This window comes from Ensifer sp. Root127, from assembly GCF_001425225.1.
GTDB classification, from domain to species: domain Bacteria; phylum Pseudomonadota; class Alphaproteobacteria; order Rhizobiales; family Rhizobiaceae; genus Ensifer; species Ensifer canadensis.
In genome coordinates, this window is sequence record NZ_LMDX01000017.1 from 106,033 (window position 1) to 118,348 (window position 12,316).

Sequence of the window (12,316 nt, forward strand, 5' to 3'; positions counted from 1 at the left end):
CGGTACTCGGCGTGGGCGTGGACCGGGAAACGAAGATCTCGTCAAGCTGGCGCAGTGCGCCATCGTGAGGTTGCAGCGATCCATTGTCCTGTTCGGCCCTCGGGATCCTGGCTACGTGTAATGTCGGTCACGACCGCGGCACAATCCGCGCCATGGGTGAGGACGCCATCAATGCGTTCAATGTTCAGTCCACCGATCGCAACCAGCGGGGTCGATCCGATTTTCTTCCTCCATGTGGTGAGGCGGGCAAGCCCCTGCGGCGCCCACTTCATCTTCTTGAGAACAGTCGGATAGACCGGTCCCAACGCGACATAGTCGGGCGCGACGGAGAGCGCCATATCGAGTTCGGCCTCGTCATGTGTGCTGATTCCCAGCTTCAGTCCGGCCCCACGGATCGCGGCCACGTCAGCTTGCGCCAGATCTTCCTGACCGAGATGAACGAAATCGCAGCCTTCGTCGATCGCCACGCGCCAATGGTCGTTGACGACAAGTTGGCAACCGTGTCTGTCGCATATGGTTCTGGCGATGCGGATATCGCTACGAACCTCGCTATCGGGTCTTTCCTTGATGCGAAGCTGGACCAGCCTGACTCCTATTGGAACGAGGCGCTCGACCCAATGCGCGCTGCCGACAATGAGGTAAAAGGGATCGAGCTTCATGAGAAGACCGCCTTTCCGATCAACGGGGTGGAGGGGACTGCCATGTCTCTCGGTTCGAGCATGCCGGCTTCAAAAGCCAGCCGCCCGGCCGCGATCGCCTTGGCAAAGCCCGATGCCATCACGGCCGGATTTCCGGCACCGGCCACCGCCGTATTCAGGAGCACGGCATCGAAACCGAGCTCCATCACCGTCGTTGCATGCGAAGGGCGGCCGATGCCCGCATCGACAATCAGAGGCACGTCCGGGAAGTGTGCGCGCATCGACCTCAAGGCGGACAGGTTTTGCGGCCCCATGGCACTGCCGATCGGAGCACACCAGGGCATCAACACGCGGCAGTCAGCCTCCAGCAGGCGCTCGGCAACGACTAGATCGTCGGTCGTATAGGGAAAGACCTCGAAGCCTTCGTTCGAAAGGATCCGTGCGGCTTCGACCAGCGCGAACACATCCGGCTGCAATGTGTCGTGATTGCCGATCACTTCGAGCTTGATCCAGTTCGTCTTAAAAACCTCGCGCGCCATCTTGGCAGTGAGCACCGCCTCCTTGGCGGTGTGGCAGCCGGCGGTGTTCGGCAGTATTTTCGTCCCAAGCTCGCGGATCAGTTCGAAAAACGCACCTCCCGCTTTGCCGCCGGCCGTCTCTCTCCTCAAGGAGACCGTGATGATTTGTGTCCCTGAGGCCCGCACGGCGTCCGAAAGCACGGCTGGAGATGGATAGCCCGCTGTGCCCAGGAGCAGTCGAGAGGTAATTTCCGTGTCGTAGACTTGCAGCATGGTCAGCCACCTTTCATCGGCGAGAGAATTTCGATGCGATCATGGTCGCGTAAGCGCCATCGATCGCGGTCGGCCGCGTGAACGAGTTCGCCGTTGACAGCGGTCGCCAGCCAGCTTCCTTCATAGTCAAGTGCTGCCATCAGTTCGGCGAGCGTCGAGCAGGCGATCTCGTGCTCGTCGCCATTAATGTTAAGGTTCATCATAGAACTCCGATCTGTGGTCCGGGTTGAGCAGAAGTTCGGCAACGTCGTGCGCAAGGGCAGGCGAGAGCAGGAAACCGTGTCGATACATCCCGTTCACGGAATAGATCGAACCGCTTCTGGTGATCCTCGGCAGATTGTTGGGGTAGGCGGGGCGAATGCCAGTTCCGGTTTCGGTGATCTGCGCTTCGCCGAAGGCCGGGTGCAGGGCGTAGGCTGCGTTTAAGAGCTCCATCAGCGACCGTGCAGTGATGGGACCGGACAATTCGCTCTCTATCATTGTTGCCCCGACCATGAAGACGCCCTGGCGGCGTGGAACGACATAGATGGGGTGTCGTGGATGCAGGAAGCGCACTGGACGCGACAGCTGAATGTCGCCGGTGCGCAGATAGAGCATCTCACCACGCACGCCCCGCAGTGCCGCGTCATCCGGGAGCCTGGCACTGCCGGTGCAATCGATGCGCCAATCGACACGGCGATCGACGGTCGCATCCGTCATCTGGCCGAAGTGAAAACGCACGCCCATGGCCTCTAATGTGTCACGGAGCGAAGACAGCGCCTCTCTCGGATCGAGATGCGCTTCCCTCGGAAAGTAGAGTGCACGAGAGAAACGGCCGGCGAGATCCGGTTCCAATTTGGCTATCTGATCTGCATCAAGCCACCTGTACCCTGTGGTTCGTGTCGCGAAGCGATCGAGTTCGCGTGTGTCACGTGCGGCGGCGACGACGAGTGTCCCCTCTTGCGCGACTTTGTCGGGCAGCGCCGTCTGCCACCACTCAATAGCTGTCGCGCCGACGCGTTCGACCTTCTCGTCGGCACATTCGCGCTCACACCAGGGTGCCAGCATGCCTCCGGCAAACCAGGATGCCCCGGCGCCAATCCGTTCTGATTGTTCGACGACGTCGACCTCAATGCCGCGTCGTGCCAGCTCGTAGGCAGTGACAAGACCGACGACACCCGCTCCTTTAATGACCACCGGATTCATTCGGCAGCCGCTCGAGCAGATACTTGGTTGGCGCTGTAGGGCCATTCACCCATGCGCCGCTCTGCTAGCGGGCGTAGGTGTTGCCGTCTATGCCCGCGGTTTGGCTCGTGTACGACATCTGAAAAAACCATTGGCTGGCTCCAACCTTGACGTTTGGAGACCCAGATCTTGGAGCTGGAAAGATAGAGACACGTCCACGCGATAGCAAAGGAGCTGTCGCAAATGCCGTGGTTCCCACCGTCCCTACGCCAGCATGAACTGGATCAGGTTCAACGGGTCATTGCGCTGCGGTCGAAAGAGCCGATCCGCCCAGCAATATCTCAGCCCCTTGTCGGGACCCCCCTGGTGAATGAGCCGAGTTGAACGGCCAATGCCGTGCTTTGTCAAGCGTTGTTAGTTCATTCCCAACGGGGCAAAAACGTCATCCACATGCCATAGAGCATATCTTAATGCGTATCGCGCCGTGAGGAGGGAGGTGAAGCGTGAAGAAGCACGCCACGATTCATTTCGCCTGCAACGATCATCGCGACGGTTCATTCGCCGGAAAGGTCAATTTAGCGGCCTACGCGGAAAATGACTTGTGAACGCCAGGCATTGCTGAAGTCCGGTTCACCGTTGGCGATGATTTCATGCGTGTCCACCGCCGCAATTTCAAGTCGGAACGTCATATTGAGTCGGCGACTGGTGCTGGAATGCTTACGCCGATGGCGACATCGCGCCCGGACCAATCGTCATTCCGCCTGTACTGCCGATCAATCCGTCGCAGCTGCTCGCCGATTGGGTTATTCGAGTTCGGCGTTAGAGCAGCCAACCGCCTAGAGCGCCCTGGTCACGACCTGCGTTGCGACTCCGACCAGTAGACCCGCCAACGCCACGGCGGTTCCAAATCTCGCCACCTTCATACGGCGCCAGCGCGCGCCATCCCAATCATAGCTCATCAGATGCTCCGTCACGCGAAAGAACCGCAATCCATGGGGGCTGGATTACGGTTCCGAGTTACCGGCGGGGTACAGGAGGGCGACGGCAACGAACGAGAGCGTGCGTTCTGCCCGTTAATTTCTGGTTGGCGCACAGAGGCACCTTTTCGCCTCTAAGAATTTACTGCCATAATGAACTGGGTGTCAGCGCACGATACGCGGGCTAACGCTGGCGAGTACCTTGATGATGTCGTCCTCAAGGGTCTGACAGAGCGTTTCATACTCCTCGAGCATCGTGTGCTCGGGCGTCAGTTGTTCGCGTAGCTTGTCGCGCTTCATTGCTGCCTCGCCGTAAGCCTCAAGCAAATGGGTCATCGCGAGGAAGTTGGCATCGGAGATCTGTCTCCGGTGCCTTGGCAGCCGCATCATCATGCGGCCCCGCCCGATCTTTTCAAAGTCCATTGCGCTCCCAGCCTGCCGGCTCGGAGGGATTTTCTCCGACAAAACAGAAAGTAGCAACATGAACACGAACCGACGCATCAATGCGGCGGGCCTCGCGCTCGTCTAACGGTGGGAAGGCGTCAAGGAGCATGGCGTCTAGTAGAACAGGCGCTGCAGCGTGAGCTTTGCTCTCAGGCATGTGGAGGCATCATCTGCAACACTGCAATCAATGTCGCGAATGTTCTCAAGCGATTCTTTTCTCGCTTCTTCATTGATGTCGCTCAAAGACCTTTCATGGTTGGTGCCGTCCCTGGAAGTGACAGTACACGCATTTCCCAAACACACCGTCGTGTCCGCCTGAGCGGGCGCGCCCGAGGCGATGAGAGCCACGGTAATAAACGTGCGCATGCAGTTCGACCATTTCTCCTCGGTAGGTCGCCGTTCCGCATCCATTTGAGTTCCCCGTTTTGAGTGGTTCACGATGCAACGCCCGGTCGGTAATTGTCCAACTCACTAGTAAAAAGGAAAGTCCCAATGAGCGCCATATCTGTGCAGCAAATTTGTTCTGACCAGTAAGGACAACTATCGCCGATTTCGTGAATGTTACCGCAAGGAAGGTCTTCTGCCCCGACTTCGTCGCCGATCCGGATGCAGTCAACCGCGATCCATGGGAAGGACTGGTGCCTATATTTTATTGGCAGATGCGCGACCTCAACCGATAGGCCGACGTCGAGACGATCACGAAGTATCAACGGCGGCGGGCGATGCTCGCTCTGACTACGACACTTGTCCTGACGGCCTGTGGGATTTCGGCGCCAGCAATTGTGGACGGCCTGCGTCGGGTCGTCGGGAGTGGCTGTCGGCAGTGCTCGGTAACATTCCTCGGTGAGGCAATAGGAGGGGTCAAATCTTCACTTCGCTTGACAAGTGATCACAAACGTGGCCGAACCCAAAGGTACCAAGGCGCCGATGGGCCAGATTGGTCGACTGCGCGCCTATCCGGATGCGTCTTTCCGCGACGTGACGGCTCCCAACGCAGATACTCTCTACACCTATAGTTTCTTCGATATCGCCAAGGAACCCTATGTCTTGAGTCTTCCAGATCTGGGCGATCGCTACGCGCTTTTCCCAATGCTTGACGGCTGGACCAACGTCTTTGAAGTGCCCGGAAAGAGAACAACAGGAAAGGGCGCGCAGACATATGCGATCACCGGACCTGGGTGGACCGGGACCCTGCCTGAAGGGATGACCGAGTACAAATCACCGACAAGCATGGTGTGGCTCCTCGGACGTATCTATTGCACCGGAACGCCTGAGGACTATGCCGAAGTCCACAAGCTTCAGGATGACGTGAAGCTCGTTCCCCTGAGTGGCTACGGAACCAACTACACCCCACCTGCCGGCAACCCCGACCCGACTGTCGACATGAAGACCGCCGTTCGTGAGCAGGTCAATGCGTTGGATGCTGTCGCCTACTTCAAACTATTCTGCGACCTGCTGAAGACTAATCCACCCGCTGCAGCCGATGCCCCATTGTTGGAGCGGTTGGCCACCATCGGGATCGTTCCCGGTAAGGACTTCGACGAGAGCAAACTCGACGTCGTCCTTCAGAAGCGACTTCCACAGATCGCGTTCGCGCGGATTATGTTGCACTTCAAGGATAGTGGTGGCGATATCAACGACATCAACGGGTGGGCATACACGACGAAAACGGGTCTCTATGGCACGGACTATGTGCAGCGCGCCCTGATCACCGCCATCGGGCTTGGTGCCAATCGCCCACAGGATGCGGTTTATCCGACGAGTACGAAGTCCGGCGATGGCCTGTTTGCTCGCGACTATAACGGTTCGGAAAGCTATGTGATCAATTTTGCCAAGGGACAGCTGCCGCCGGCAAACGGGTTCTGGTCGATCACGATGTATGACGCGGGATACTTCTTCGTGGATAACCCGCTGAACCGCTATTCAATCAGCCCCCGCCAGGACCTCAAAGCCAATGCTGACGGATCGACCGATATCTACATCCAGCATGAGTCTCCAGGCGCAGACAAAGAGTCGAACTGGCTACCTGCCCCGAAGGGTAAGTTCATTCTGATGATGCGGTTGTATTGGCCAAAAGAAGGAAATCCGTCAATCCTCGACGGATCGTGGGTCCTACCGCCTGCAACGAAGACGAATTAACAGGCATAAGCATACGGCGTGGCCGTTTCGCGGCCACGCTGACCGGAGTATACTTGGCGTAGTGCGATCCCAGTCGAGGGCCGAGAGTGGGGCAGCGCGTCACTCTGCGGTGTTGATCATTCACATCGCTTAGTGCAGCATCCTGGTCGGTTGCTGTTCGCTCTGATCTCGACGTGTTGGGCTCGTCCGCCTACAGAACCAGCGACCGCATTCGGTCAATGCCAACTCATCCGTATTGCCGAACCTAAATTCATCCATCAGGAATTTTGCGAGGCGGCCAGCGCGGATGTCTTGGCGCGGGATCCTCGTTTCGAAGCAAATGCGATCGAATATCCTTTGAAGTGTATCGAGCTGTTCGGGTGCGAGTTCAAAACCTGACTGGTCAAAGTGAATAGCCATTTAGACCTCCCTTCTTAAGCTACCGCCTTCACCGAAGAGAGAAAGATAGCGAAATCTTTAATTGGCTCCAAGTGAGCAAAAGTTGAGATTGCGTGCGTCGAACTGCTGCTGGTAGTGGGGCCTCCGGCTCAGAGCCCACAGAGAAGCGGCCCTGATAAAAGGCGCCGCAGCAACGAAAGCGGAAACGAGACGACTCCTTAGCTGCTCCTTTCCTTAAATGCGAATTGTTCTCGCCAATCATCGGATTTGGTTCTATATTTAGCCATTGCTGATATTATAGACGGCCTTCCCGCCACAGAGCCCCAAGCTACAAAAGAAGGCCGCTCTTTTCCAATTGTCTCGCTGGGTCAGGCAGCCACCCTCACAAATAACCAGCCATTTGCTTGAGCGCATCGTGGTCGTGGATGCCGCTTTGAAAAAGGCTGATCAGGTGCGCCGCGAGCGTAACGGCATCATCGCTATCAAAGGCGAGGTGCCTTTCCTGGACCATTTCCCGGAAGACACTTTCGATCTGCTTGAAGTCGTCAGGCGTTATAATCTCTGTGCGAGATCCAACCGCTTTACCCATAGCCCTAATCCCAGCCGGCCCAGGGGAGAACAGGGCCGACGTTTGCCCCGCATAGAGTATGCGCCGTTGCTGGGGTATTACATTGGGAATCGTGGAAGGAGATCCAGACGGTCTTTGGGGGTAGCCAGACCGTCCGGAGCCCACGTTGGGTTGCCTCCACAATACACCAACGCTTATGCACTCAAAAACGCGTGCGGCAGGGCATTGTTCCGATTGCTAATGTATCGTGACTCTGTTCGGCGTGTGTGCCTTATGGTCATGGTTAAAGTACCCGACCACGGTTCTCGACCAAGGAGCCTGCTTCACAACGGCGATTGGGTCAAGCTGAAGTGTAATCAAAGCGATGGCTTTGTCGTCGTTGGATTTGAGCCATCGACGAAGGTGGCCGGTGCGATTTCGCGGTTGCTTGCGCGGCGAGACGAGGCGACGAGCTGGTCTATGTCGGCGGCGTCGGCACAGATCTTACCGACAAGATGGCCCGCGACCTGCGCAAGCAACTGGCAGCCATGCCGGCGAAGGCGCCGCCGGTCGCACTCAAGCGCAAGAACGCGGTTTTCTGTGAGCCGGCATTTGTCGCCGAGATCACCTATACCGAGATCACCAGCGACGAGAAGTTACGGCATCCATCGTTCAAAGGGCTGCGCGAGCTGGCCGATGACGTTGATGTCTTCGAGCTCAAAAAATAGGCCCCGGGGAAGAGGGGCCTTGGAGCTGATACGTTGGGGTGCTCTTATAACTCGGGTGCGACAACAATGTTCCATGGCTGCGGTCGACAATCACCGTCGGTGTTTTCGCACCCGGATCACGTTACCGTTGTTGTTGCTGCACTGTTTACAACGCACGCGTCGACCGAGTGCCACGATCGACTGAGTTGTGCCGAACCATCGCACCAGGCCGTGCCGATCAAGGTGATCCCAGAGCGCTGCTTTGCTCGGGACAGGGGCGTGCGCCCTGGGACCTCTAGCGACCTAGAGGCCGCTCTGGACATTCGGCAGCCAGAGACCTTCGGCGCCCCGCCAGCCGGTAAGTGGAATGTCGCATTTGCGGTCGAACTTGCCAATTGGCGCCTCGCGAACACAATTCTCAGTCGAGCGAAATGGGTGTCCTGGGACCTGGAAGGTCGTCTGAACAGTGGAACACGAAAAGTATGTGAGGATAGCTAGGGCGCATGCGATATAGTTCGGCATTGCGGGATCCTCTCCAATTTTAGAAGATGCTAAATCTACTTCAAAAGGGAGCGATTTGCCCTTAGCCTTTTCGAACTAGCTCAGGCGGAGGGGACTCTTGTTCAAACGTGGAAGCTTCATTCCTTCCCATTCAGGATGATCCGCAACGTCCGGATCATATTTGCTGCATCGAGCAGGGCAGCCCTGATTTCTCCTTTACGCGGCTCTTGATAAAACCAGGCTGGCACACCTCGTCGGGAAGGTGTTGCCACCATGCCGCTAGAAAGGTGTCGTTCTGCAAACGATTAAAGGTGGACCCATCATGGGGCAGCGACGGGAAGCTCCGTCATACGTCGTTCAAACGGCTGCGCAAGCTGGCCGATAATGCCGACGTGTTTGAGAATAGGCCCCAGGGGAAGGGGCCCAGAGATTGGGACAGCGCCGCGGGGCGACTGCCTGCTGTCACGTGGCATGTCCGGAAAAAACGCGTCTCTAAGAGGATTGTTCCTTCCCATAGACAAGCCTTTCAGGCGCTATCGACGTGGGCCAACATTGGGCGCCTTGTAGATCGACGGCCCCATGCCCCGATACTCGGGTTGAAGGAACGTGAATTCGTAGCTCCGGGTCAATGCTTCGACCAGCGCATTGACGATGGCTGCACGGGCGACCTCTTTCCTGTTGGCGTCAATTGCGACGAGGTCTTTCGCCACTGCCTCAGGCAGCTTCCAAAGCTCGGCCGCGACGAGCGCGACAACTTCGGCATCGTCGACCGCAGTCCCGGCGCGCTCGATACGGTGGTTGATGCGGATATGCCTGACGAGTTCCTCAGCGATTGAGCGGGCGCTGTCTTGTTCGCGGCGGCGCGAAACGCCTGTTCCTGCGAAGCGGCGTTTGGTCGATTGGTCTATCACCGCCAGATGGATGGCGATGAATGAGGATAGTTTGGCGTGGTCGGTCACTTGCTGAACTCCAGATAGCATTCTTCAGTGCCCGATCGTCGATCGGGGTGAGTTGTGCCTCATGTCTGAGATTGGCGCCCGCCTAGCGCCGTGGGTCAGGATCGCTTGGCCGGTGGCCATTCGATCTTGTGTTCGAAGCAATACCAGTTTGGCGCCGCCTGTCCGCAGGCATAGCCGAACGCGCCCCAATTCGTGCAGCCGGGATGCTCGCAAAGGTGCTCGACCAGGCCGCTTTCCGTTCTCTTGGTAGCGCCAACTTCGTCGCTCATGCTCAATGCCTTTTGAGTAAATATGTTCTACAGATGTTCTCATTGGGGCAGAGAGTCAACGACCAGATTTGGGGAGGCTTTCCGCATAACTCAAAAAGGGAAGCGCTGAATCGCGGAGCTCAATCGACCATTCGAAGCCGGTAGGTGGCTCGCAATTGTCCCAACCGCCAAACTCATTCATTTGCTGCCATCGACCCTTCTTGCCGTGTCGAAATTCCTCGCTATTCGATTTGTAGATTTTGAACCGATAGGGGCGCACGACGCGGACAAAGATTACGGATCCATCCTCCGGCATGTCGCCTTTTCGCCATGTGGTGCCGGGCATTTTAGCCTCCATCCAATCAATGCGGCTTTGGGGCTATCAGCACGACGCCGGCGCCAAGCTCAAACATTTCTGCCTCAGCATTGATCGAGAGATAGTGGTTTTCGGCCAGCTCGATCAACGCTGATGAGGCCTCTTCGGGCGACCATCCTGCTGCCTCGATCCTTTCGATCANGGATTGGTTTCCTTTTTTTGCCATTCCTCATTTCAGCCTCAGCATTGATCGAGAGATAGTGGTTTTCGGCCAGCTCGATCAACGCTGATGAGGCCTCTTCGGGCGACCATCCTGCTGCCTCGATCCTTTCGATCAGGAACTGGAATTCATCAGTGATCGCCTCCTGGCATTGCAGGTCACGTTCGGGGTGAGATTTCGGATGTTTAGGCGCGGCGATTTTCGGCATGGCGTATCCTCCTGCAGAAGATGTTAGGGCGGTCATTTCTTTCTGCAAGGCTTGCCTAATTTAACGATTCGCCTTCGATCTTAACGCGCCTGCCAGTCCAGCCGCACCGATAGGCCTCAGCACGTCGCGCCACATGTCATCATCGGACCCGTTGACCCAATTTGCTTGAGCAAGCAGGAAGACGGCCACCAGGTAAACATCACGAAGCTCGTCGACGCCCAGACGGTGACGCCGTACATGAAGGCCTACTACGGCACGGGTGGCTGCCAGTCGGAAACGGAACCGATGCGAACCATCACCACGAAGGACCGAGAAGGTCATGTCGAGGCGACCGTCACTGCACCGCCGTTCACGCCAGGGTAGGCTGAGCGGGCTCGCGAGGTCGCCAATTTCATGCGGGTACACGGGCTTTCGGGACGATCGCGAGTTCGTCACGGTCGAGGCCAAGGGCGCAACCTTCGTCATCGTCGATATCGCCATGCGGATGGTGACGCCGCGGGAACTCTACAACGCACAGGGCTTCCCACCGGATTGCGTCCTCGCCGGTGCCCATGACTATCAGGAAGATGGCTTGGGGCCGGTCTGGCGCTTGTTTTCCAAATTCGTGCAGGTGAACTGCGTCGGCAACTCCGTGTCGCCCCCGGTCGCGTGCGCGCTGGTCTCCGCGAATTGCGGGTACCTGGCAGTGCAGAGGGGCGCCGCATGAAAATCACCTACGCCGACGAAGCTATTTCAGGTGCTTTGGCGGCTTGTCATTTTCATCCGGATTCGGGTTGGGAATCTCGTCGGGAAGGACGTCAGGCTCGGGTTCCTCGATCGGTGGCTGAGGCAGGTCCGGCGGCAGGCCTGGCGGCAGTTCTGGAGGGGGCTTCGGGATGGGTTCAGTAGGTATCGTGCTCATGGTGGACTCCTTTCGGAGGCCAACTGATCCCGCGCCGTTTTTGTTCCGCAAGGGAGACGAAGCATGACGGTAATTGCATCCAACTACGCCCGGCTCGCGAACGATCTCTACCAGACGGAACCATGGGGCACCGAGCTTCTCGAGCGTTTCCCTGTGGATAGTCTCGACGTTTTCCGGCAGCAGGAAACCACCTCATGGCCGATGTTCTGGCAGAGCAAGCCGGGTGGGTCAAGACGTCTAACATAGCCACGTACGATCGCCAGAATGACGAGATTTTCGACTTCCTGAAACCTCATGGGTCTTGGGCGATTTCGGACGCCGTCATCACCAACCCGCCCTGCGGCAAGGGGAACGGTGACGCCCGCCTTTTCGCCGAGTATTCGCTGACCCGTTGCAAGGGTGCTGGTCGCTTTACTCGAGGCGACGCCTGGTGTCGCTGGCATCGTCAAAGCCGCCGACGGTCGCCCTCTCGCGATCGATATCATGGATATCCTCAAGGTAAGGGCGGCCGAGGTCGACGCTGAGGTCGAATTCACTTGCTGTACGTGGTCTTCCCGCTTCTATTCTGGCCACTCGAGTTGCCCTCGGAGATGGAGCCGCGACTTCTACTGGGGCCACCTGCCAGTTCGATCTGGTAGGTTGCTTTCGCGCCGGCTTTCTTTTCGACAGACATCGATGGCACGGCGGCAAAGGCAGAACCCGCAAACGCGAGCGACGCCACTCCGGCGATAGCGAACTTCATTGGTAGTCTCCTAGGTTCCAACCTCCCGTCAAGGATGCGGGAGTCTTGGCCTAGGACTAGCGACGAACCAGTGACATACGGCAGGTGTCGTATTTCCACGGTTCAACGGCCCGCGACACCTCGAAATGGTTACGAACTTGTTTGGAACACATTGGCCCCTTATATACCGGTTGTAGGCATTGGTTATGAGCGCTGAAAGTTTCGCCGCTCGCAAATGCCTTCATCGCTTTAGACTTTTGACCACGGATGTACTGGCACTGGTTGGTAAGCGATGATGAGGAAGGTCGGTGCGGTTTCGCCCCGGCCTTTTTTGTTGCATATAGACGAGCTCTTTAGTTTCCTTGATATTCCTGCGGACCCCTTGCGGCCCGTCGTCTGCGTGTCCGGTATTTTAGACATACGACTGGAACGATTCCGCCGCAGGATGCTTTCTCCC

General features: G+C 57.5%; 16 protein-coding genes, 3 pseudogenes and 1 riboswitch. Of the genes and pseudogenes, 5 read left to right on the forward strand and 14 right to left on the reverse strand.

Going from position 1 to position 12,316, the window contains the following annotated elements:
- Positions 1-41: 41 nt before the first annotated feature.
- The 7 genes from ASD03_RS19305 to ASD03_RS19330 all read right to left on the reverse strand — a co-directional run bounded on the left by ASD03_RS19305 (position 42) and on the right by ASD03_RS19330 (position 4,380).
- The gene (locus ASD03_RS19305) at positions 42-659 is read right to left on the reverse strand and encodes a thiamine phosphate synthase (RefSeq protein ID WP_057215147.1); all 618 of its coding nucleotides are present in this window, start codon (positions 657-659) and stop codon (positions 42-44) included.
- Entirely contained in the window at positions 656-1,429 is a 774-nt protein-coding gene (locus ASD03_RS19310) for a thiazole synthase (RefSeq protein WP_057215150.1), read from the reverse strand. The genes ASD03_RS19305 and ASD03_RS19310 overlap by 4 nt, the downstream gene beginning before the upstream one ends.
- A gap of 2 nt (positions 1,430-1,431) precedes the next feature.
- Complete coding sequence (gene thiS, locus ASD03_RS19315) at positions 1,432-1,629, reverse strand: sulfur carrier protein ThiS (RefSeq protein ID WP_057215153.1); 198 nt, start codon at positions 1,627-1,629, stop codon at positions 1,432-1,434.
- On the reverse strand, positions 1,619-2,605 hold the full coding sequence (gene thiO / locus ASD03_RS19320) for a glycine oxidase ThiO (protein ID WP_244494656.1): 987 nt from the start codon (positions 2,603-2,605) through the stop codon (positions 1,619-1,621). Before thiO ends, thiS begins: the two co-directional genes overlap by 11 nt.
- Before the next feature lie 231 nt (positions 2,606-2,836).
- Positions 2,837-2,968, reverse strand: a riboswitch (TPP riboswitch).
- 461 nt (positions 2,969-3,429) lie between these two features.
- Positions 3,430-3,552 (reverse strand): hypothetical protein, encoded by a 123-nt coding sequence (locus tag ASD03_RS41145; RefSeq protein ID WP_277996348.1) that lies wholly within the window; start codon positions 3,550-3,552, stop codon positions 3,430-3,432.
- A 183-nt stretch (positions 3,553-3,735) separates the two neighbouring features.
- Positions 3,736-3,993 (reverse strand): hypothetical protein, encoded by a 258-nt coding sequence (locus ASD03_RS19325; RefSeq protein ID WP_057215160.1) that lies wholly within the window; start codon positions 3,991-3,993, stop codon positions 3,736-3,738.
- A 135-nt stretch (positions 3,994-4,128) separates the two neighbouring features.
- Entirely contained in the window at positions 4,129-4,380 is a 252-nt protein-coding gene (locus tag ASD03_RS19330) for a hypothetical protein (RefSeq protein WP_057215163.1), read from the reverse strand.
- Between the two features lie 157 nt (positions 4,381-4,537).
- On the opposite strand from ASD03_RS19330, the pseudogene ASD03_RS41320 reads away from it, so the two are divergent.
- Both ASD03_RS41320 and ASD03_RS19335 read left to right on the forward strand, forming a co-directional pair.
- Positions 4,538-4,691: pseudogene (locus ASD03_RS41320) on the forward strand (glycoside hydrolase family 19 protein); the annotation flags it as partial.
- 103 nt (positions 4,692-4,794) lie between these two features.
- Positions 4,795-6,153, forward strand: a pseudogene (locus ASD03_RS19335) (DUF1254 domain-containing protein).
- A gap of 129 nt (positions 6,154-6,282) precedes the next feature.
- On the opposite strand, the gene ASD03_RS19340 reads toward ASD03_RS19335, so the two are convergent.
- Both ASD03_RS19340 and ASD03_RS19345 read right to left on the reverse strand, forming a co-directional pair.
- Entirely contained in the window at positions 6,283-6,552 is a 270-nt protein-coding gene (locus ASD03_RS19340; protein WP_057215166.1) for a hypothetical protein, read from the reverse strand.
- A gap of 361 nt (positions 6,553-6,913) precedes the next feature.
- On the reverse strand, positions 6,914-7,120 hold the full coding sequence (locus tag ASD03_RS19345) for a hypothetical protein (RefSeq protein WP_057215170.1): 207 nt from the start codon (positions 7,118-7,120) through the stop codon (positions 6,914-6,916).
- A 371-nt stretch (positions 7,121-7,491) separates the two neighbouring features.
- Here ASD03_RS19345 and ASD03_RS37905 point away from each other — a divergent pair, with 371 nt between their 5' ends.
- On the forward strand, positions 7,492-7,806 hold the full coding sequence (locus ASD03_RS37905; RefSeq protein WP_082557345.1) for a hypothetical protein: 315 nt from the start codon (positions 7,492-7,494) through the stop codon (positions 7,804-7,806).
- Between the two features lie 1,013 nt (positions 7,807-8,819).
- On the opposite strand, the gene ASD03_RS19355 is transcribed toward ASD03_RS37905, so the two are convergent.
- The 3 genes from ASD03_RS19355 to ASD03_RS19360 all read right to left on the reverse strand — a co-directional run bounded on the left by ASD03_RS19355 (position 8,820) and on the right by ASD03_RS19360 (position 9,839).
- Positions 8,820-9,245, reverse strand: a complete 426-nt coding sequence (locus ASD03_RS19355) for a hypothetical protein (RefSeq protein ID WP_057215175.1) — start codon at positions 9,243-9,245, stop codon at positions 8,820-8,822.
- Positions 9,246-9,340: 95 nt separating this feature from the next.
- Positions 9,341-9,514: a hypothetical protein gene (locus ASD03_RS40005; RefSeq protein WP_200957335.1), complete on the reverse strand. Its 174-nt coding sequence runs from the start codon at positions 9,512-9,514 to the stop codon at positions 9,341-9,343.
- Positions 9,515-9,569: 55 nt separating this feature from the next.
- Positions 9,570-9,839, reverse strand: a complete 270-nt coding sequence (locus tag ASD03_RS19360) for a hypothetical protein (RefSeq protein ID WP_057215178.1) — start codon at positions 9,837-9,839, stop codon at positions 9,570-9,572.
- A gap of 614 nt (positions 9,840-10,453) precedes the next feature.
- Between ASD03_RS19360 and ASD03_RS19370 the strand changes: the two are divergent.
- Positions 10,454-10,943 (forward strand): annotated as a pseudogene (locus ASD03_RS19370) (C-5 cytosine-specific DNA methylase); the annotation flags it as partial.
- A gap of 21 nt (positions 10,944-10,964) precedes the next feature.
- Here ASD03_RS19370 and ASD03_RS40010 read toward each other — a convergent pair.
- Positions 10,965-11,138 (reverse strand): hypothetical protein, encoded by a 174-nt coding sequence (locus tag ASD03_RS40010; RefSeq protein WP_164474905.1) that lies wholly within the window; start codon positions 11,136-11,138, stop codon positions 10,965-10,967.
- A 63-nt stretch (positions 11,139-11,201) separates the two neighbouring features.
- On the opposite strand from ASD03_RS40010, the gene ASD03_RS19380 reads away from it, so the two are divergent.
- Complete coding sequence (locus ASD03_RS19380; RefSeq protein ID WP_057215192.1) at positions 11,202-11,384, forward strand: hypothetical protein; 183 nt, start codon at positions 11,202-11,204, stop codon at positions 11,382-11,384.
- A gap of 286 nt (positions 11,385-11,670) precedes the next feature.
- On the opposite strand, the gene ASD03_RS39085 is transcribed toward ASD03_RS19380, so the two are convergent.
- Entirely contained in the window at positions 11,671-11,880 is a 210-nt protein-coding gene (locus ASD03_RS39085; protein ID WP_057215195.1) for a hypothetical protein, read from the reverse strand.
- Between the last annotated feature and the right edge of the window lie 436 nt (positions 11,881-12,316).

What these genes read in the sequence shown, in the direction of transcription:
- ASD03_RS19305 (WP_057215147.1), bottom strand. Translation starts at nt 659, where the DNA reads ATGAAGCTCGATCCCTTTTACCTCATTGTCGGCAGCGCGCATTGGGTC.
- ASD03_RS19310 (WP_057215150.1), bottom strand. Translation starts at nt 1,429, where the DNA reads ATGCTGCAAGTCTACGACACGGAAATTACCTCTCGACTGCTCCTGGGC.
- ASD03_RS19360 (WP_057215178.1), bottom strand. Translation starts at nt 9,839, where the DNA reads ATGCCCGGCACCACATGGCGAAAAGGCGACATGCCGGAGGATGGATCC.
- ASD03_RS40005 (WP_200957335.1), bottom strand. Translation starts at nt 9,514, where the DNA reads ATGAGCGACGAAGTTGGCGCTACCAAGAGAACGGAAAGCGGCCTGGTC.
- ASD03_RS19345 (WP_057215170.1), bottom strand. Translation starts at nt 7,120, where the DNA reads ATGGGTAAAGCGGTTGGATCTCGCACAGAGATTATAACGCCTGACGAC.
- ASD03_RS41145 (WP_277996348.1), bottom strand. Translation starts at nt 3,552, where the DNA reads ATGAGCTATGATTGGGATGGCGCGCGCTGGCGCCGTATGAAGGTGGCG.
- thiS (WP_057215153.1), bottom strand. Translation starts at nt 1,629, where the DNA reads ATGAACCTTAACATTAATGGCGACGAGCACGAGATCGCCTGCTCGACG.
- ASD03_RS40010 (WP_164474905.1), bottom strand. Translation starts at nt 11,138, where the DNA reads ATGAGCACGATACCTACTGAACCCATCCCGAAGCCCCCTCCAGAACTG.
- ASD03_RS39085 (WP_057215195.1), bottom strand. Translation starts at nt 11,880, where the DNA reads ATGAAGTTCGCTATCGCCGGAGTGGCGTCGCTCGCGTTTGCGGGTTCT.
- ASD03_RS19330 (WP_057215163.1), bottom strand. Translation starts at nt 4,380, where the DNA reads ATGCGCACGTTTATTACCGTGGCTCTCATCGCCTCGGGCGCGCCCGCT.
- ASD03_RS19380 (WP_057215192.1), top strand. Translation starts at nt 11,202, where the DNA reads ATGACGGTAATTGCATCCAACTACGCCCGGCTCGCGAACGATCTCTAC.
- ASD03_RS19340 (WP_057215166.1), bottom strand. Translation starts at nt 6,552, where the DNA reads ATGGCTATTCACTTTGACCAGTCAGGTTTTGAACTCGCACCCGAACAG.
- ASD03_RS19325 (WP_057215160.1), bottom strand. Translation starts at nt 3,993, where the DNA reads ATGGACTTTGAAAAGATCGGGCGGGGCCGCATGATGATGCGGCTGCCA.